Origin of the sequence: Sulfuriroseicoccus oceanibius, from assembly GCF_010681825.2 — a bacterium.
Taxonomy (GTDB): domain Bacteria; phylum Verrucomicrobiota; class Verrucomicrobiia; order Verrucomicrobiales; family SLCJ01; genus Sulfuriroseicoccus; species Sulfuriroseicoccus oceanibius.
This window is the reverse complement of the sequence record NZ_CP066776.1, coordinates 1,847,782-1,867,954: the sequence shown is the minus strand read 5'-3', so window position 1 is coordinate 1,867,954 and position 20,173 is coordinate 1,847,782. Positions and strand designations below refer to the sequence as shown.

Here is a 20,173-nt window from a genome sequence, read left to right as displayed (position 1 = left end):
CCGCACATGTTGTTGTGGTGGCCTCAACCCCAATTGCTTTCGATGCCAGGGCAGTGGGGACGTTCCAACATCAGGGAGGTCTTGCCTACCTCAGCGTATACCCGTTCTACGAACATCCAATGGGGAGGTCAATGATCCCCCGAAGACCTTTATCTACGAATCTGGCTCTCATAGATCCGCCTACCCCACAGTCCCTCGTACAGATTCGAGACCCAAGCATGGTCGAAAAGGACCGAAAGTCACCTGCTCGATCTGCAAGAAAAAGGTCCGGGATATCGACCTTCATTTAAGCACCATCCACGCTGAAAGTTGGGAGTCTCACACACCTAGACCGAGTCTAGAGAGCGCTCTATCCGCAGGAACCCTACACCGCTGCCCCACCTGTGGCGTTTTCGTTAAGAAACTCGAGCGACATCACGCAAAAGCGCACACATAAGAAATTTCCACATGCCCCACGACCCCACCTCCATCGCCGATACCTTGTACAACCTCAACGTCGGCATCACCGGCACCGGTTCAGGTCGCCACGAGCGACCTCACAAGCCATTGCTCCTGCTGGCTGCGCTGGAGATGATCGACCAGGGGCGGGCGAGCGCCTCCCAGGTGGTCTGGAACCAGGAGTTGACCGAGAGCTTCAAGCGGTTCTTCGATGTGGTGCGGGCGAAGGATGACAGCTGCACTCCACAGCTGCCATTCTACCACTTGAAGTCGGACAAGATCTGGGTCGCCAAAGATCTCGCAACAGGACAGTTGCTACAAAAAGCACCGCTGCAACAGCAACGAGGGATGGTGGTCGGAGAGTTCTCCGACGCCTTCCAACGCGAGATCGACACGCCGGAGAAACGCGATGCGGTCCGACGGTTGCTCATCTCCCGCTACTTTCCTCAGTATCGCCAGCAATTACTAACTCGCTACGAGCCCCCGAAAACAAACGCTAGCGACCGCGTGCAGGAATCCCCGAAACGAAGTTCAGCATTCCGCGACAAAATCGCTCAGATTTACGACGACCGCTGCGCGGCCTGCGGCCTGCGCATTAAGCTCCCGCAACATGACGTCCGCTTCATCGATGCCGCGCATCTAATTCCGTTCAGCCAAAGCCACAACGACCACCCGAGCAATGGAATGGCATTGTGCAAACACCACCACTGGGCCATGGACCAAAAACTCATCAGCCCGGGGCCGGATCACAAATGGCACGTCAGCCCGCTCTTCGACTCCCGCCGCTCCGACGCTGAAAAGGAGCTTCTCCAGCTCAATGGCCAAATCATCCTGCTCCCCAACGATGAAGCATTCTTCCCAGCCGAAGAATCTCTCGCCTGGCGCCTAAAGCATCTACGCCGCTCATAATGAGCCTGATGGAAGATGGCGGAACGCACAGCCAAACTTCATCTTAATTTTGAAACCTTAGATCTTCAATCCCCCCACCCGCTTTCCGCGCAGCGAAGCTTAAACCCGTCGCGCAGCTACACCTCTGCGTCTTCGCGTCTCTGCGTGAGCCATCTTGCTTCCGCTTTTGTGACTTCTTGCCTTTCTTGTGGCCATTCCATCCGACCTAAGACCTGAGAGTGTTCGATCGGAAACCACGTGACGGCGTCTCTCAGACGGTGAGGACACCGTCACTCCACTTCATCCTCTTCTCTGCGCCTTAGCGCTAGCGTGGTCTCTGCATGAGCCCCCCCCTTTTCCAAACCTTTGGGTCTTTGGGCTCTCTGCGTGAGCATCCTCCCAACAGATCCGCACGCTGTGCGTCATCTCCACTTCAACTACACCCCGCTTTCCGCGCAGCGAACCTTAAACCCGTCGCGCAGCGACACCTCTGCGTCTTCGCGCCTCTGCGTGAGCATCCTCCCGACACCCGCGCACAGCGCGCTCACTTCATTTCAAGTTTCCCATTTCAACCGTCTACTTTCCTCCCCCTCCCCAACGTGACGGCGTCGCTCCACTTCATCCTCTTCTCTGCGCCTTAGCACTAGCGTGGTCTCTGCATGAGCCCCCTTTCTCCAAACTTTTATCGACCACACGACACCTCCTAAAAATCACGTAAATCATGTGAATCCTGTCTAGAAAACCATCCAGAGGCTCCGCCGGATCTGCAGGTCCACCTCAAGAGTGAGGTTGCTCCATCGAAACCCGCCTAACAGCATCGCCCCGGCCAATCACCAATCACCAATCACTACTTTCCTCACCCCGCATACACAGCCAGCATCCCCTGCGCTTCCTCCCGAATCGCATCGCGCAGCTCGACCGGCTCAATCACCTTCACATTCCGCCCCCAGCTCAGCACCAACTGCTTCACCTCCTCCAGGTTCCCCAAGGTCATCCGCACCTCGACCTTGGTCCCATAGTCATCGAGCGCTTTGACCTTCTGCGATGAATGCCACTTACGCTCTTGCACCATGCGCGCAACCCAGCCGCTCACCTCAAGCACCACCTCGCTAGATTGGGCGCTTTGGTTATCCCACACCCCCACACTCGATCCGATGTGCTCGTTGATATCAAATCCATCGATCCTCTCAAAATGCCCGCTGGTCACCTTCAGCCCTTTGATCCGCTGCAGCGCAAAGGTCCGCAGCGCTTCACGATCGAGATCAAACCCAATCACATACCAGCCCCCGGCAATCTCCCCGACGTGGTATGGGTTCAGCCGCCGTGGCTCGGATGAACTCGCATCCACCTTGCGATAGGAAAACTCGACAGACAGTTGCTTCACCACCGCCTCGGCCAGCTTGCCAAACATTTTCAAATCCACGTCCAGCGCCCCGACCTGCTTGACCGAAAACGCCTGGTCCATCTCCCGCCAGTTCATATTCACCTTGCCCTCCAGCCGACTCGTGAGCTTCTCGAATGCCGGCCGCAGCGCATCCGCAAGCTGGGTTCCCCTGACACTCCCCAACGCATGCTTTGCTAAAAACAAAGCCGCCAAATCCTCCACTTGTACGTCCATTCCAGGCAGGCCATCCCAATCGCCGGTCACCACGTACCCATGCATCGACTTGTCGTACTCAATGGGAACGTTCAAGCGCCTCTTCATAAAGGAAATATCGCGCTGAATTGTCTTCGGCGTCACTTCCAACTCTTCAGCCAATGTCGTGCAGTTGGGATAGCGATTACTCTTTACAGCCTCGAAGATCTCAATAATCCGCTCCATCTGAAGCCTGCTACCACCAACAAAGTTGCTCATGCCGCCGGTGACTAACACAATTACCACATCAGCGTCAAGACTCCCCAGTCCACGTAGAAAGTGCACCTGATCTTTATGACACACTTGCCACGACTTCCTGGTTGATCAAAATGCGCACCTTGGATAATCTGCAACCATCATCAGGAGCGACCTTTCGGGGTCCGGCAACCTGGCTTGTGGAAAGCCAAGGTGCCTAGATGATGGAGAGCGCGAGTTGTCCATCACGATGAGCGATCAAAGCATTGTCTTTGTAGCGAACCAATCTTCCACCCGGATTTCAACGACCCGGCCTGATGATCCCATCGGGCCGGGTCGTTTTTGTTTTCGGAAAGCAGACCACGAATAGTCCGCTGCTGATGTGAAACCCTCGGACACGAGATCACATCATGAACACAACAGATCGAATGCGCACCAGCGCACAAAGCAACAGCCGCCCCTCACACTCGACGACGCCAACTCCAGCGGCAGATTCTCGACAGCTCGGATTCTCGCTTCGCATCGACGAGGCCAACCCGACCCACCACCTGTGGAACAACAACGGAACCTGGTGGTGCAATTTCACGGTTCACGACGGATGCCATCGTACCCAGCGGGTCCGGTTTTCGCTCAAGACCAAGGATGTCGCCACCGCCATCATCAAACGCGACCAGTTGCTACAACGCTTGTCATAGATCCCACACGGATCTCCAAACGCCCTCGAAATTCAAATAAATCACATCACAAAACCAGATCATGACCACCCAACACACCGAAGACTCATTCGCCAAAGGCACCATCACTATCAATTCTGAAGCCGGGCCAATCGAAATCCCATATAGAGAACATGCGTCGCGCAACGGGAAGCTGCTCGCCCATTTGGACAACGCCCCACCGCTCAACAGCGACCAACTCGAAGAGCTCCGCCGGGAACTAGCACACCACGAACAACGCATCGCCAAAGGCCGCGCGTGGTACGCCTCCATGGCCGCTCAAGAACAGATGTTCCAACAAATGCTGGAAGCACGGCAGCGCCGCAAGGACACCACCGAGTAACCCTCTCCCGACTTTGGGTCTTAGGGACCTTCGCGTGAGTCTCCTTAGCCAGCGGCTCCGCCGGAGCCTAGTTCAACCTCAGGAGTGAGGTTGCTCCATCGCCCCCCTGCATGACGACATGACTCAACCGGTGAGGACACCTTCACTCCAATTCATTCATACCTCTGCGTCTCCGCGATAGCGTGGTCTCCGCGTGAGTCACTACACGCAATCCCGTGAATCATGTTGATCCTGTCTAAAGAATAGGGGGAACCGCAGATTCCTCAGATTGTTATGATTTCTACGCAAGCGTGGAGTGACGGTTCCTCAAAACCTCTGCGTCTCCGCGCCTCTGCGTGAGCCCATAATCCCGTGAATCGTGTAAATCCTGTCTAAAAAACAAGCCTCCTTCGCGCCCAGCGCGCTCACTTCATTTCAAACTTCCCACTTCAACTATCTGCTTTCCTCCCTGCGAAGCTTCAACTCGTCTCACTCTATCTCCACCTTTGGGTCTTTGGGATCTTCACGTGAGTCTCCTCAGCCAGCGGCTCCGCCGGAGCCTAGTTCAACCTCAGGAGTGAGGTTGCTCCATCGCCCCCCTGCATGACCACATGACTCAGCCGGTGAGGACACCCTCACTCCAATTCAGCCCCCTCTGCGTCTCAGCGATAGCGTGGTCTCCGCGTGAGCCACTACACGCAATCCCGTGAATCATGTTGATCCTGTCTAAAGAATAGGGGGAACCGCAGATTCCTCAGATTGTTATGATTTCTACGCAAGCGTGTGCGGTGCCTGGAGTGACGCTGTCCCCACCGTCTTCGATCACACCGGAGCGCAGCGACCACTCCCCACCTAAAACCTAACCACGTAACCACCTAAAACTCTTCTCCCCTCTGCGTCTCCGCGCCTCTGCGTGAGCCCATAATCCCGTGAATCATGTAAATCCTGTCTAAAAAACAAGCCTCCTCCGAGCCCAGCGCGCTCACTTCATTTCAAACTTCCCACTTCAACTATCTGCTTTCCTCCCTGCGAAGCTTCAACTCGTCTCACTCTATCTCCACCTTTGGGTCTTTGGGATCTTCGCGTGAGTCTCCTCAGCCAGCGGCTCCGCCGGAGCCTAGTTCAACCTCAGGAGTGAGGTTGCTCCATCGCCCCCCCTGCATGACGACATGACTCAGCCAGTGAGGACACCCTCACTCCAATTCAGCCCCCCTCTGCATCTCTGCGTGAGCCCATAATCCCGTGAATCGTGTAAATCCTGTCTAAAAACCAAGCCTCCTCCGCGCCCAGCGCGCTCACTTCATTTCAGATTTCTCATTTCAACTATCTGCTTTCCTCCCCCTCACCCCACCAATGTCCCACGCCCTTGTCTAAGGTGATCAGCGTCACTCCGGATCATCTTGATAAAAACACACAAATTTCCGGAACCATCCACAACCACACGCATTGAGTAGAAACCGCTCCCAATCAGCAATCAAACTCCCATGAATACAAACCTTACCGAAATCGCCTACATCCTCGACCGCTCTGGTTCGATGTCCCCATTCCAAGAAGCCGCGGTCACCGGGTTCAATCAGTTCCTCAAAGAACAACAGGAAACCGATGGCGACGCCAACCTCACCCTCGTTCTCTTCGACGATGAATACCTGCTCCACGCGGACAGCGAACCAGTCGCCGAAGTCAACCCGCTGACCGCCCGCACTTATATCCCGCGGGGCATGACTGCCCTGCTCGACGCCATCGGACGCACGATCGACAACATCGGCAAAAAGCTCGCGAAAATGCCGGAAGCCGAGCGCCCAGGAAAGGTCATCATCGCCATCTATACCGACGGATATGAAAACGCCTCAACGGACTACTCGGCCCGCAAGATCCGCGAAATGATCCAGCACCAAACCAATGAGTACCAATGGGAGTTTCTCTTTCTGGCCGCCACACAGAATGCAATGGAAACCGCGGCGGATTACGGCGTCCAATCCCAAAACGCCTCTTGTGTGGCCGATGGAGAAGCCGGTGTCATGTCATCATACTCAAGTGTCTCGCGCCGTGTCACCGCCACCCGACTTTTCCAAAAAGGCGTCCGCTCGAAAAAGGTCTGCAAAGACCTTCGCACCACCCTCAGCGACATCGTAGAGGAAGAAGAAGGCCGCCGCTAGAAACGCGGCACTCACCCGTGACATCCGGGCTGTAGGATCTCAACAATCCCGCAGCCCAACTCCCCCCCTAACTTCAACTACCTCCACTTGCCGCGTAGCTGCTCTCCAACTCGTCGCTCAGCGACACCTGCGCGTGAGCCACCACACAAAATCCAGTGAATCATGTTCATCCTGTCTAAAGAATAGGGGTAACCGCAGATTCCTCAGATTGTTATGATATCTACGCAAGCGTGGAGTGACGGTTCCTCAAAACCTCTGCGTCTCCGCGTCTCTGCGTGAGGTTCCTTCCGACCACTCGCGCGCAGCGCGCTGATTCCTTTTCGCCTTTCCAATCTCAACTTTCCCAATTCCCTCCTCCCCCCACACAATCCTGTGAATCATGTCCATCCTGTCTAAAAAGCACTCAATAAGCATGCCTCAACTTTAGGTCTTTGGGATCTTCGCGTGAGCCTACTCTATCAACATCCAGCAACTGCGCTGGATCATCAGCACAACCTCAAGAGTGAGGTTGCTTCATCGCCCCCCGTATACCGGCACCGCACCGACGTTGACGACACCGCCACTCCTCTCCTCTGCTTCTTCGCGATAGCGCGGTCTCCTCGTGAAACACCACACCCAATCACGTCAATCATGTAAATCCTGTCCAGAAAATCCCCAACCAACATCCACACCTCAGCGTCTCTGCGTGACGTTCCTCCCGACCACCCGTGCGCAGCGCGCTGATTCCTTTTCAACTTTCCGCTTCCCCTATGCCACGCTCACTTTCCAAATCAAAAATCATCGCCTTCCGCCAATGCCCGAAACGTCTGTGGCTGGAAGTACATAGCCCCGAGCTACGCGATGACTCGCGCTCCGAGGTCGTCTTTGCCATTGGCAACCAGGTAGGAGAAGTCGCCCAGGCTCTCTATGCCACCCAGGGAGAAAGCGAAATCATCGACTTCCAACAGGAAGGCTTCGCTAACGCCATCAACCGCAGCCGACATCTACTCCAATCCGGCTCGAAAATTCTCTTCGAAGCAGGCGTGCAATCAGCGGGTGGTCATGCCTTTGCCGATGTCATGATCCCGGTCCGCAATGGCAACGGCACCGCGTGGCGCATGATCGAGGTAAAGTCGTCGACCAAACTAAAAGACTACTACCGCGACGACGTGGCTGTACAAACCTACATCGCCACCCAGGCGGGAGTGACCATTGACTCGGCGGCTCTGGCGCATATCAACAACCAGTTCGTCTATCAAGGCAATGGCAACTACCATGGACTCTTCACTGAAAACGATCTCACCGCCGAAGCGATGGGTCGTCACGATGAAGTCGCCGGTTGGATCCGCCAAGCTCACGACGTTGCGGCATGCACCAGTGAGCCGAACATCCAGCCAGGCTCACAGTGCAGCGATCCATTCGAGTGCCCATTTATAGACCATTGTCACGCCCATCTCCCCAAGGCAACACATCCTGTCACCCATCTGCCTCGCATCCAGCGCACCAAGGTCGAGCGTCTCGAGTCCATGGGCATCCGCGAAATGGCAGATGTCCCGGACCACGAACTCAACCGCACTCAACAACGCGTCAAAGAGCACACACTGGCAGGCACTTGCTATTTCGACCGGGAGAGAGCCGCCGCCGCTCTGGAGGGATTGGGCTACCCTGCCTACTTCCTCGACTTCGAAACCGCGAACCTCGCAGTACCAGTTTGGAAAGGCACGCGACCGTTCCAGCAAATCCCGTTCCAGTTCAGCCTTCACCAATTAAACCAAAGCAGCACACTCACTCACACCGGCTTCCTCAACTTAAGCGGAAATGATCCACGGATTGGGTTCGCCGAGGCGTTGATCGCCCACTGCGGCACCACCGGTCCGGTCTACGTTTACAATGCGGCGTTCGAGCGACGCATCATCAACGAGTGTGCAGCAGCGATTCCTTCACTCGCCCCCCCGCTCCATGCCATTGCCAACCGATTGGTCGACTTGCTGCCCATTGCCCGTGAGCACTTCTACCATCCGGATCAATGCGGTAGCTGGAGCATCAAAGCCGTGCTGCCCGCCCTCTGCCCCGATCTGAATTACAACGATCTGGATGGGGTGAAGGATGGCGGTATGGCAGTGGAGGCCTTTTCCGAGGCGATTGCCGCCACCACCAGCGCCCAACGCAAAGATCAACTGCGCGAGCAACTCGAGGAATACTGCAAACTCGACACCCTCGCCATGGTCCGCATGTGGCAGGAGTTCGGCGGTGATCGCTAGCCTTCCTCTTTCCTATCAGCAGCCGTCGTTATACAAACTATCACACCACGATTGGTTCACACTTGCCGCAATGAGCACGTCTTGTCTAACGTCGGCGGCAGTATGGCAAAATGGATCCTCAACCGCCCCAAAAAACATGCGTATGCGTCCGAGATCACGGTCGCGCGTTATCTAAAAAACCTGTCAGACGATTGGCTGATTGTTTGGGGATTCTTCTACAAAGACGACCAAGGCACTGAGCGCGAGGGCGACTTCCTGATTCTAGCACCTATCGGTGGGCTTCTGGTACTCGAAGTCAAAGGAGGCACCCCACGCCACTTCTCTCCGACCGGAGCTTGGGAAGGAGGAGACAATGACAACCCAATCAGCCAACTTGATGGTGAATGGGGCAGCGTAATCCGCGATATCAAGGGCACCGCACTGAGCCACGTGTTTATTGCAAAAGCACTCTGCTACCCGGACGGCGATGCAGCTCCCGATGAAGAACGGTGGCACGGACTCGACAGATCACGTATTCTGACCGGCAACGAGCTGAAAAACGGACGGCTATTCATGGCCGCAATGCAGCGCTTCTTTTCCCGTGGTGCCAAAGACGGGCACCTCAAAACCGTCGATGATGACGTACGCGCAGCTTTCCTCCAACTCTACGGCCATGGCCGCGATCCCGAGGCGCTGCGCGAGTTCCTCGACCACACCGAAGAACGATTCCGCCAGCAAATCGTCGCGGACTACCGACTGCTCGACCTGCTGCGCGCCAATCAACAATTGCTAGTCGAAGGTGGCCCCGGCTGCGGAAAGTCCTGGTATGCATTGGAACAAGCCAGACGCTACGCTGCAAAGGACATGCGCGTCCTGTTCCTCGTCTACAACCTGGCAATCACCGAGGTGATGCGAAACGAAGTCAAACGTGACCCGTCCCTGAAGGATGAATCCGGAGCGCCGTTGATCTCGGTCATGAACTATGAAGAAGTGGCCGCACTCATCTTGGGCGAACCGATCGAATCCTTAGCTCCGCAGCAAGGAGCACCACGCCAAGAGACCTCAACTTTCTACGACGTCACCCTCCCCTCCCTGGTGCTGGAAGCCCTGCGTAATCCATCGCGTTGCGCAGGTCTACCAAAATACGACGCCCTCGTTGTAGACGAAGGACAAGACCACGACACCGAGCTGCCACCGGAAGTTGCAAAACAATTCCCAGAAGCTGCATGCGGCTGGTGGAGCATCTATTGGCGAATGCTCAAACACGAGACCCTCGCCCCAATGGCGATCTTCTTCGACCGTGCCCAACGCCCTGCATTCCGCCGAGCCAATGGATTCCTCCCAGAGCGTATTCAAGGGCTGCTTTCGCAACCGGCTCTGGTCACGCTCGATCAATCATTGCGCTACACCCGCCCTGTCTATGAGTTCCTTCAATCACTGGACGGTGATGGCACATCGGACCTGGTCGCCGCCATGGGCGATGGCCGTTCGCTCCCAGAAGGCCCGGAAGTCGAGCTCTACGAGGCAGCCATGTCCACCGAAGATTTGCACGAGCAAGTTGCCAGTATCATCCGCAAGTGGGAGGAAGAGGGCTATTGCCAACCACGCGATGTCCTAATCCTCCACGCCCGCACCGATTTGGAATCAAGCGCACTAGGACCAACCGAAAAAATCGGCAGCTACCCGCTTCGCACTGAGGAAATCAACCATCAGTTCGCCGTCGGTCACAACTCCATCCACAAAGCCAAGGGGCTCGATTCCCGTGCCGTCATCCTGGTAGACGTTCAGCACCCGTACAAAGCAATGCTCGGTGCCGACGACAGATCCACGCTCTTCATGGGAGCATCCCGCGCCCGCCAGCTACTCGCCGTCGTTGGAGAAACGAACGAAGCTGACCAGAGGAATTGAAACAGCATCGCCCCGCGCACACCGTCACAACACAGACATTGGTAACACCGTCACTCCACTGTTTCTCCGCGATAACGTGGTCTCCTCATCAGCCCCCCCCACGCTCAATCCCGTGAATCATGTGAATCCTGTCTAAAAAGCCCCCCTCCTCTGCGTCTTCACCTCTCTGCGTGAGAAAAAAAAATCGGGCTGCAGAGAACTGCAGCCCGATTTGGGAAAATTGGTAGGGGCGGCGGGGTTCGAACCCGCGACCAAGGGATTATGAGTCCCCTGCTCTAACCGCTGAGCTACACCCCCATTTTGGTGGGATCACCTGGGTACGCGCACCCGACGGGCGGCGCGGTGTGATCCCTAGCAGCAGGCGGCGGCGAATGCAAATGATTCGCCACCGCGCTGCGGAGAATTCAGCCGATTAGGAGAGCTCCTTACCGGTGTTGGCATCGGAGATCTTGAAGACTTCACGGTGGAGTGCCGGGTCGGAGCGGAAGGTCAAGCGGCCGGTGTGGCGGCGCTCAAGGTCTGCGAGCAGCTCCTGGTCCTCGGTACGCAGGCGGTTCATCACATCCGGGTGGATGACGATGAGCATGTCGCCCGCCTTGTCGCGGTGACGGTCGATCACGCTACCCAGTTTACGCTGCAGTTCCACACTCATGGTCACAAGCGACTTGAGGCGCCCCTTGCCCGCGCAGTATGGGCACGGATCGTACAAACTGTCGCTGAGACTCTCGGTCAAACGCTGACGGGTCATTTCCATCAGACCGAGCGGAGAAATCTGCATCACCTGGGTCTTGGCGCGGTCACGCTTCAGGCGCTCACGCATCACCTTGTAGACCTGGTTTTGGTCGCGTCGGCCCTTCATGTCGATGAAGTCGATCACAACGAGACCGCCGATGTTACGCAGGCGGAGCTGACGTGCGACTTCCACGGCCGCCTCCAGGTTGGTTTCGAGAATCGTCTTGTCGATGTTCTTGCCACCGCGGTTACGGCCCGTGTTGACGTCGACGGTGATCATCGCTTCAGTCTCGTCGATCACAAGGTAACCGCCACATGGCAGCCAGACCTGACGGTGGAATGCATCGTCGATCTGACGCTGGATACCCAGCTTGTCAAACAACGGCTGGCCACTCTGGAAATAGCGGATGCGGTTGCGGGTGCGACGCGAAATCTGCGACACCTGCTCACGCATGAACTCGGTGGTCGGCTCGTCGTCACAGATGATTTCGTCGATCTCTTCGGTGAGCAAATCACGCACCACGCGGCCAACGAGATCAGGCTCTTGGAAGCAATTGACCGGCGCCTTCTTCTCGGTGCGGGTCTTGTCGATCTCGTCCCACTGCTCGAGCAAAATGTTGAGGTCGCGCACGAAGTGGCGGACGCGCTTACCTTGGCAGACCGTACGCATGATCACCCCCATGCCCTCTGGCACGGTAAGCTTCTCCATGATGCGGCGCAGACGCTTGCGCTCCTTCGGATCTTCGACCTTGCGCGAGATACCGAACTGTTCGTTCAATGGCATCAACACTAGATAGCGACCTGGGAGACTGATGTTGGTAGTCACACGTGGCCCCTTGGTTCCAATTGGCCCCTTGGTCACCTGCACCAGCACCTCGGATCCAACCGGGTAGATATTCGGGATGTCCTTCGAGGTCACCTTCTTCTGCTTCTTGCCCTGGTTGCGGCTGATCTCTTCAAGACCACCGTCCAGAGCCGCAGGAATGGCATCCCAGAAGTGAAGGAAGGCATTCTTTTCGAAGCCGATGTCGACAAACATCGCCTTCAATCCAGGCTCGATGTTTTTGACACGGCCCTTGAAGATACTGCCTACGATGTTTTCGTCGGAGTTACGCTCGACACTGTATTCCTCGACCATGCCGTCTTCGATGACAGCGAGTCGGCGTTCGAGCTTTTCAACGTTGATGACAAGACGCTTACCCTCGGTAAACTCGGTCTTGCGGAAAAGTTTCTTGATTCGGTTTAACATAATGAAACTGGAATTGGCGATTTAACGCCGGCGGCACATTTAATGACCGTCAGCGGATAAAAGGAAGTGAATTCTGTTGGTTTGCCGCAGCGGGCTCAGGCAGCGCCCAAGCTTCCCGCCACGGGGAAATCTTTAGTTAAAAATAGAGTTATCTTTGTTTGTATGGGGGAAAATTTGATTCGCAGGTAAATGCAGATGTCTACGGTTAGTCGCTATTCTCCTGTTGCTCCATGAGGCGGCGCAGGACTTCTGGGTCGACCGGCTTGGCGCGTCGCACCACGGTCCCCTCTTCGTCCGGTGTATCGGCGATGGTGACATCCTCCTCGGAGACCACTCGCGGCACGCGGATCTGAGGCAAGGCGGCAGGGCGCTCGACCATCACAGGCTCTTCGGCATCAGGTTCATTCAACTCAACCACCGAGCTGCCGTCCTCCTCGAAGGTGATCCGCGCAATGGCATCAAACCCACCGACGGCCGGAGCCAACCATTGGGTAATCGCCTGACGCTTGCCGTCGCCCAGGATGCGGTCCCGCTCGATCTTGAAAATTCCGTCGATCAACTCACGGGCGATTGGAGCCGCCACCGCACCACCGGACTCACCACCGAGTACCACCACACACACCGCGTACTTCGGACGTTCGTACGGGGCAAATGCGGTGAACCAGGCGTGGGTACCACGGCGTCCGCGGATCGACGTCTGGGCCGATCCGGTCTTACCCGAAAGCCCGACGCCCTCGATGCGTGCGCCACGTGCGGTTCCTCCGTATTTGTTCACCACGTCGTACATGCCGCCGCGTAGGATCGCGAGCTCCTCATCGCTCACCCCTTCGAGCTTCAAATCGGCGAGTACGGTTGGAGCATCCGGATTGGCGCGTTCTCCCACCGGATAGAGCAGGCTGTTATCCTTCTTGGCGACCACGCGGTTGACCAATCGCGGCTGGAGCACCCGTCCGCCATTGGCAATGGCCGCCACCACGTTGGCAATCTGAATAGGCGATGCTTTGGTTTCCCCCTGACCGATCGACATGTTCGCCAGCTCGGCGCTGGTCATACGGGCATCCGGCGTACGCCGCACCACATCGGTCCAGTAACGGGAGCCCATTACAATGCCAGGGTCCTCGCCCGCCAGTTCGATCCCGCTGGTACGGCCCAAGCCCATCAACTCGGCAGCCGTGACCATCGGATCCTGACCGATCGCTTTGGACATGAGATAATAGTACGAGTTGCACGATCGCTGGAGCGACTCACGCAATCCGATCACTCCGTGGGATCCGCCCTTGCTATGAATCCAGCACTTCTTGAAATGACGCCCATACTGGACACCGCCGATGCAGTTGTGCGAGGCACCGCATTGGTTCTCAAGCGCGGCCGCCACGCCCATGACCAACTTATAAGTGGATCCCGGGGCATAAGTACCCAGCGCGGTACAGAAAAGCGGATGCGTTGGATCCTGATTGTATGCCTTCCAGCGCTCGGCGCTGATCGACGGGATAAAGTCGTTGGGATCAAATGATGGGACCGACGCCATCGCCACGATGTCCCCATTTTCCACATCCATCACCACTGCCGCTCCGCGCCCGACATTGCGCATCAACTGCTCGGCCAAATACTGGAACTCTGCGTCCAGGGTAAGATAAAGGTCCCCCCCAGCGACCGGAGGGTCATAACGCACCTCGCCCACCACGCGCAGCTTTTCGTTCTTCTTCACCACACGCTTGCCCGCGGTACCGCGAAGATAATCCTCCATCGACTGCTCGATCCCCGTCGAGCCAACCGAATCCGGCAGGTAATGGTTGAACAACCCACGCTCATCCTCCGGCAGGTCACCGGTAGCGGACTTGCGCATCGTTCCGAGAATGTGCGACGCCAACGCACCATACACATACTTGCGCTTTGGCACGGCGTGCACGTTCACTCCGGGCAGGCTCGACGCATGTTCGGCAAACCGAGCGTACTCCTCAAACGTCAGGTCGTCGCGGTATGGGAATGGAAGCAATCCGCGGTGAGTGCGGTAGAAAACTTCCAGCTTGCGTGCGTTGAAGTTCGCCGCCAGCCCCAGCTCCTTGAGCTTCGGAATCACGGTCGCCTTCACCACTTCGACGATATTCACGTCATCGAGCTGGGCGCTGCGGACATTGCCGCCGCGGGTCACCTCGTAGCTAACTTCAGGAAGATCGCCCTGGTTCCTGGCTTTGTAGGCACGCACGACCTCCTCAAGGTTCAATGTCACGGAATATCCGATCTCGTTGTCCACGAGCAGCACACCATTGCGATCGAAAATCCGTCCACGGGTAGGCGGCACCCGCACCGTCACCGACGATGACTTGGGAATCTTCGACAAATAGTAATCACGCCGGTTGATCTGCAACGACCACAGGCGCGTGATCAGCGTGGTCAAGCCAAGCACCAGGAATAAGGCGATCAGAGTCAGGCGCATCTTATCGAGCCAACCGTTCATCGAGCCCTCCTTTCCGCCTGATCTTCATCGCCCATCTCGTAGCCCGTGAGGTCCGCCAAGCGATACAGGACCCAAAAGACAACTGGGGCCAACACCATCGACATCATCGTGGAAACCGAAATCTTGATCCACAACGAGAACGGAAACTCCACGTTGGCGCGGGTCAGACTCAGCACCAAAAACTCAAGGAAGAGAAACAAGAATACTCCCGCTCCCACCACCATCACCGGCACGTCCCAGCGCCCACGGACGAAAAACGGCCGCACCCCCTGCATCACAGCACCAAGCAATCCGAACAGAAATACCGACACGCCAAACACCCCGTCATCGGTAGCCGACACCGGAAACGCAAAGGCACAGTCCCACAGCAGCCCCGTGGCAAAAGCCAGCAACAACATCACCGGAAACGACACCGACATCGCCGCACAGAAAAAGAAAACCGGCACCACCATCACCGTGGCGCGCGCCACGATGTCCATCGACCACAAGCCATCAGGCAGCATCGCCAGCAATGAAGACAATACCATTGGTGCCGCCTCCTGAGCGAGAAACGCCACAAAGAGAAAGACAATCAACAAGGGGATGAACCACATGCTCAGCCTTCGGAGTCCGCCTCCCGTTGCGCCGCATTTCGGTCCTCAGGCTTTGTCTTGACGATGAAGACATGTTCCAGGTTCTCGAAATCAACAGCAGGTTTGATCCTGGCTTCGGTGAAGAAGTCACGGTCCTCCGTGCCAACGACTTCACCTATCAGGAAGTTCTTTGGAAAAAGATCGATCCCAATGGAATAGATCTTTTTGCCCGCCTCAAGACGGGTGCCCAATTCCAATGGGCGCATGGTTAGATCCGGCGATGCCGAAAAGTTTCCGCGCTGACCCGCAACGAGACCACGGATCGAGTACGATCCCTCGGTACGGCCGGCGACTTTACAGTTTTCGTCTGTAAGCAGGATCACGTCACTGGTCTCCGGACGAACCAGCAACACACGGCCAACGAGACCGTCAGGCGAGACCACCGCGCTATCGGCCTGGACTCCATGCTTGGAGCCTTTGTCGATGACCACGGTGTTCCACCAGGTGGCGCGCTGACGCTCGATCACCACCGATGGGATGAGATCAAAAAACGCACGGCGCTTGAAATTGAGAGCATTGGAGAGTTGGCGGTTCTCGTTGTAAACCTCCTCGCGGTCGCTGCTGTACAAAGATTTGATGCGCAGTTCTTCTTTAAGCCGCGCATTCTCGGCAGTCAGTTCTTCCACCGTCCGGTAATCCTCGAAGAACTGCTGGATCGCACGCTCACTCTCGGACCCCGCTTTGACAAACGGAGACATCACCGAGTGATAGACATACTGCATCTGGCGCGTCACCCGAGGGCTCAGCGACACCACCCCGCCCGCCAAGACGAGGAAGAGACAGATAGCAATGATGTTGCGTGTTTTCATGGGTTCGCTCGTCCATGACTCGCAGCACCCACCCAGAGCCCGGGCGGCGTGGAGTATGGAGTCCTGTCGCGGAGTTGATCGGCCCACAAAGCGCCGGCTCCCACCGGGCTTCGTCCGCCTAATTTACTCACCACTGGTCACCCGACGCAGGAACTCAATCTCCATCAACACCTTGCCAGCGCCTTCGGCCACCGCACTCAGTGCGTCCTCGGCCACGTGAACCGGCAAGCCGGTCTCTTCGCTGAGCAATTTGTTCAGTCCCTTGAGCATCCCGCCGCCACCGGCAAGCACAATCCCTTTGTCCACCAGGTCGGCGGAAAGTTCTGGCGGGCAGCGCTCCAATGCGGTGCGCACTGCCTCGACAATTGTGCTCAACGGTTCGGACATCGCCTCACGAATCTCTTCGGAGGTGATCTTGATGGTTTTTGGAAGACCCGCCACCAAATCGCGTCCCTTGACGGCCATGGTCTCCTCTTTGCCCAGCGGGTACGCCGAGCCAATGGTAATCTTGATTTCCTCTGCGGTGCGCTCACCGATCATCAGGTTGTACGCACGCTTCATGTGGCTCACAATCGCTTCGTCGAGCTCATCGCCCGCCACACGAACCGATTGGCTGTAAACGATACCCGAGAGCGAGATCAGAGCGACCTCCGTGGTACCGCCACCAATATCAACGATCATGTTGCCGGAGGCTTCTTGCACCGGCAGACCGACACCAATCGATGCGGCCATCGGTTCTTCGATCAGATAAACTTCTTTGGCTCCGGCATGCTGGGCCGACTCCTTCACCGCGCGCTTTTCCACTTCGGTGATACCGGATGGCACTGCCACCACCACGCGTGGCTTGGCGCGCCCTCGCTTGTTGTTCACCTTGCGAATGAAGTAGGCGAGCATGGCCTCGGTGGTCTCGAAGTCAGCAATCACCCCGTCCTTGAGCGGACGAATCGCCACAATGTTGCCCGGTGTACGCCCAAGCATGCGCTTGGCCTCATCACCTACAGCAAGAACTTCGCGGGTGCCGGCATTGACCGCTACAACGGAAGGTTCACGCAACACGATGCCCTGGTCCTTGACGTAAACCAGTGTGTTTGCTGTGCCCAAATCGATGCCTATGTCATTTGAAAACAATCCGCTAAAAAGCTTACGGAACATGGAAATTGAAAAAAATAAAGAGGTTGGGAGCTCCTCCAGCATCAAAACTCATGGAGGAATGGATAAAATTCTAGCCGTTCGAAACACAGGATGAAAAACCACTAAGATCTGGCTACCAGCGACTTAGAAAGAAATTCACACCCCATGAACGGACGCGCACGCCCCCGAATATGCTTGCCACTCAAGCGCGGGTCAAGACCGGATCGTCACCATGCAACACACTCGAAAATTCAAGCCATCCACAACGGATACACCACCGGCTAGATAGCTACGAATCCGCGGATCCATCACCATCCCTCACCCGCCCCGGCGCGGAATCCACACCATCGACGAACGCGCCCACCAATACCGCACAAAATCTTCGTTCTTTTCACTGATCTCATTTCATTTACACAATCTTATGGTCAGCGCTCGCTGTGAGCTCACCCATCAAGGATGGAATAACTAATGAGGCCGAGCCCCATATCGTTTGGAGGATCAACCGGTCAGACACCCACCATGAAAGCTACCCACATCAATTTTGCCTCGCGCCTGCTCGCCCCTGTAGCGGCGGCAGCTGCATTGGCATCCGCGCCCGAGGCCGCGGCTCAGTTCGATTTCCTGAACCCAACGGAAGAACAAGCCCCACCCGTCACCGCCGATCTGATCGCAGAGGTCAGCTCGACCGCGCCTGGTGAGGCATTCACCGTTGCCATTCCATTGGTCCACGGCGACCACTGGCATACCTATTGGAAAAACTCCGGCAACATTTCACTCCCCTTGGAAGTAGAATGGAGCCTCCCGGATGGCTGGACCGCAGGCCCATTGCAGTGGCCTACACCCCAGGTGATCGAAACCAGCGGGGTCAACGGCTACGCCTACGAACACACCATCCACCTGCTCGCCACCATCACCCCGCCGGCCGACGCCGCCCAGGGCCCACAGAAAATTGCAGCAGAAGTCTGGTGGCAGGCGTGTGACCCAAGCAGCTGCGTTCCAGGCTCCAGCGACGTCTCGCTCGACCTGAACGTCGGCGAAACCGTCGCCAACCCGGAAAGCGCCAAAACCATCGAAGCCGCCCGCGACGAAATCGCCCAACCGCTCAGCGGATGGACCGTCACCGGCGCGAAAACCAGCTCCGGATTCCAACTCATCCTGACCCCGGAGGACGGCGCCAACACCAACTTGGAGTCCGCCTACTTCTACCCCGACACCAATTACGTCGACGCCCAACAAGCCCAAAAGCTCACCAAGGACGGCGACAAGTTCGTCCTCAACATCCCAGGCTACGCCTCGGCGCAGGACGCTGAGAAACTCAACGGTGTCGAGTTCCCCGGCACATTCAGCGGGATTCTCTTCAGCGAAAACGGCCTGCTTGCCGACGGCGCGGTGAAGTCAATGACCCTCGAGAACATCGAGCCTGGCGCACCCGCAGTAACAGCTGGTGCTGGTTCCGCACCAGCCGCATCACTCTCATTCGGCATCATCGGCCTCGCCTTCCTCGGCGGCATGATCCTCAACCTGATGCCTTGTGTTTTCCCGGTTCTCGGACTCAAGATCATGGGCTTCGTCAACCAAGCCGGCGAAGACCGACGCAAAATTGCCATGCACGGCGTCGTCTTCACCCTCGGCGTGCTCGTTTCATTCTGGGTCTTGGTTGCTGTCCTGCAAATTGTCCGCAGCGTGTCGGGCGAAGTTGTCCAGTGGGGCTTTCAATTGCAAGAGCCAGGCTTCGTGCTCGGTCTGATCGTGTTGATGTTCATCTTCTCGCTGAGCCTGGCCGGCATGATGGAAATCGGCATCGGAGCCACCAGCGTTGGCGGCAAGCTGACCCGCAAAAGCGGCATGTCCGGCACCTTCTTCTCAGGCGTCCTCGCCACCGTCGTTGCCACTCCATGCGCCGCGCCATTCCTGGCCCCAGCACTGGGCGCCGCGTTGTCGTTGCCGGTTTTTGAATCCTTCATCGCATTCACAGCAATCGCACTGGGGCTCTCTATGCCATACCTGCTGCTCTCCGCCTTCCCACAGCTCGTGGAGCGCCTGCCGAAGCCCGGTCCATGGATGGAGACCTTCAAGCAACTGATGGCCTTCCTCATGTTCGCCACCGTTGCTTATCTCGTCTGGGTCTACGCCTCGCTCTTCGACGACAACCTGCAACTCCGCTCACTGCTCTTCGGCCTCGTCGTGATCGCACTTGGCGTCTATGTCTACGGCCGCTGGTCCGCTCCATGGCGCAGCAAGAGAGTTCGAACCATCGCCATCGTTTGCGGCATTCTTCTCGCAGCAATCGGCACCTACATGGGCGTGCCCGTGAAAAAGGACTGGGAAGTAAAATTCGAGAAGTGGTCCCCTGAAGCGGTGGATGCCGCACTGGCGGAAGGCAAGCCGGTGTTCATCGACTTCACCGCAACCTGGTGTGTCACCTGCCAAACCAATAAGAGCCGCTACGTCCATAACCGCGAAGTCGTCGAGATGATGGAAGAAAAGGGCATCGTCGCTCTGAAAGCTGACTTTACCCGCCAGGATCCGCAGATCGCACAAGCAATCGCAGAACTCGGACGCGGCGCCGTCCCAGTCAACGTAGTCTACGTTCCAGGCAAAGAAGAACCACAGATCCTTGACGAAACCTTCGGAGCTGATTATCTGCTGGGCGTGTTCGGCGAACTGCCGGACGCTGAGTAGCCTGC

The 20,173-nt window shown here is 56.9% G+C and carries 13 protein-coding genes, 1 tRNA gene and 1 riboswitch; of the genes, 7 read left to right on the top strand and 7 right to left on the bottom strand.

Annotation, left to right across the window (positions count from 1 at the left end):
* The first annotated feature begins 447 nt into the window (after positions 1-447).
* Positions 448-1,347: an HNH endonuclease gene (locus G3M56_RS07525; RefSeq protein WP_164361677.1), complete on the top strand. Its 900-nt coding sequence runs from the start codon at positions 448-450 to the stop codon at positions 1,345-1,347.
* 835 nt (positions 1,348-2,182) lie between these two features.
* Here the strand turns inward: G3M56_RS07525 and G3M56_RS07520 are convergent.
* On the bottom strand, positions 2,183-3,181 hold the full coding sequence (locus tag G3M56_RS07520; protein WP_164361675.1) for a helix-turn-helix transcriptional regulator: 999 nt from the start codon (positions 3,179-3,181) through the stop codon (positions 2,183-2,185).
* A gap of 132 nt (positions 3,182-3,313) precedes the next feature.
* Positions 3,314-3,433, top strand: a riboswitch (SAM-I-IV-variant riboswitch).
* Between the two features lie 134 nt (positions 3,434-3,567).
* Between G3M56_RS07520 and G3M56_RS07515 the strand changes: the two genes are divergently transcribed.
* The 5 genes from G3M56_RS07515 (at position 3,568) to G3M56_RS07495 (ending at position 10,475) form a co-directional block, all read left to right on the top strand.
* Complete coding sequence (locus G3M56_RS07515) at positions 3,568-3,852, top strand: hypothetical protein (RefSeq protein WP_164361358.1); 285 nt, start codon at positions 3,568-3,570, stop codon at positions 3,850-3,852.
* A gap of 61 nt (positions 3,853-3,913) precedes the next feature.
* Positions 3,914-4,213: a hypothetical protein gene (locus G3M56_RS07510; RefSeq protein ID WP_164361673.1), complete on the top strand. Its 300-nt coding sequence runs from the start codon at positions 3,914-3,916 to the stop codon at positions 4,211-4,213.
* Between the two features lie 1,463 nt (positions 4,214-5,676).
* Positions 5,677-6,348 (top strand): vWA domain-containing protein, encoded by a 672-nt coding sequence (locus G3M56_RS07505; RefSeq protein WP_164361671.1) that lies wholly within the window; start codon positions 5,677-5,679, stop codon positions 6,346-6,348.
* A 749-nt stretch (positions 6,349-7,097) separates the two neighbouring features.
* Entirely contained in the window at positions 7,098-8,588 is a 1,491-nt protein-coding gene (locus G3M56_RS07500; RefSeq protein ID WP_164361669.1) for a DUF2779 domain-containing protein, read from the top strand.
* Positions 8,589-8,690: 102 nt separating this feature from the next.
* Positions 8,691-10,475, top strand: a complete 1,785-nt coding sequence (locus G3M56_RS07495; protein ID WP_164361667.1) for an NERD domain-containing protein — start codon at positions 8,691-8,693, stop codon at positions 10,473-10,475.
* Positions 10,476-10,696: 221 nt separating this feature from the next.
* Here the strand turns inward: G3M56_RS07495 and G3M56_RS07490 are convergent.
* The 6 genes from G3M56_RS07490 to G3M56_RS07465 form a co-directional block, all read right to left on the bottom strand.
* Positions 10,697-10,772, bottom strand: a tRNA-Ile gene (locus G3M56_RS07490).
* A gap of 115 nt (positions 10,773-10,887) precedes the next feature.
* Positions 10,888-12,456: an Rne/Rng family ribonuclease gene (locus G3M56_RS07485; protein WP_164361665.1), complete on the bottom strand. Its 1,569-nt coding sequence runs from the start codon at positions 12,454-12,456 to the stop codon at positions 10,888-10,890.
* A gap of 205 nt (positions 12,457-12,661) precedes the next feature.
* On the bottom strand, positions 12,662-14,914 hold the full coding sequence (locus G3M56_RS07480) for a penicillin-binding transpeptidase domain-containing protein (RefSeq protein ID WP_164361663.1): 2,253 nt from the start codon (positions 14,912-14,914) through the stop codon (positions 12,662-12,664).
* Complete coding sequence (locus tag G3M56_RS07475; RefSeq protein WP_164361661.1) at positions 14,911-15,507, bottom strand: hypothetical protein; 597 nt, start codon at positions 15,505-15,507, stop codon at positions 14,911-14,913. The genes G3M56_RS07480 and G3M56_RS07475 overlap by 4 nt, the downstream gene beginning before the upstream one ends.
* Before the next feature lie 2 nt (positions 15,508-15,509).
* Entirely contained in the window at positions 15,510-16,355 is an 846-nt protein-coding gene (mreC, locus tag G3M56_RS07470) for a rod shape-determining protein MreC (RefSeq protein WP_164361659.1), read from the bottom strand.
* Between the two features lie 123 nt (positions 16,356-16,478).
* A complete protein-coding gene (locus G3M56_RS07465; protein ID WP_164361657.1) occupies positions 16,479-17,507 on the bottom strand; it encodes a rod shape-determining protein in 1,029 nt (342 codons plus the stop codon).
* Between the two features lie 498 nt (positions 17,508-18,005).
* On the opposite strand from G3M56_RS07465, the gene G3M56_RS07460 reads away from it, so the two are divergent.
* Positions 18,006-20,168 (top strand): protein-disulfide reductase DsbD family protein, encoded by a 2,163-nt coding sequence (locus tag G3M56_RS07460; protein ID WP_164361655.1) that lies wholly within the window; start codon positions 18,006-18,008, stop codon positions 20,166-20,168.
* Positions 20,169-20,173: the final 5 nt, after the last annotated feature.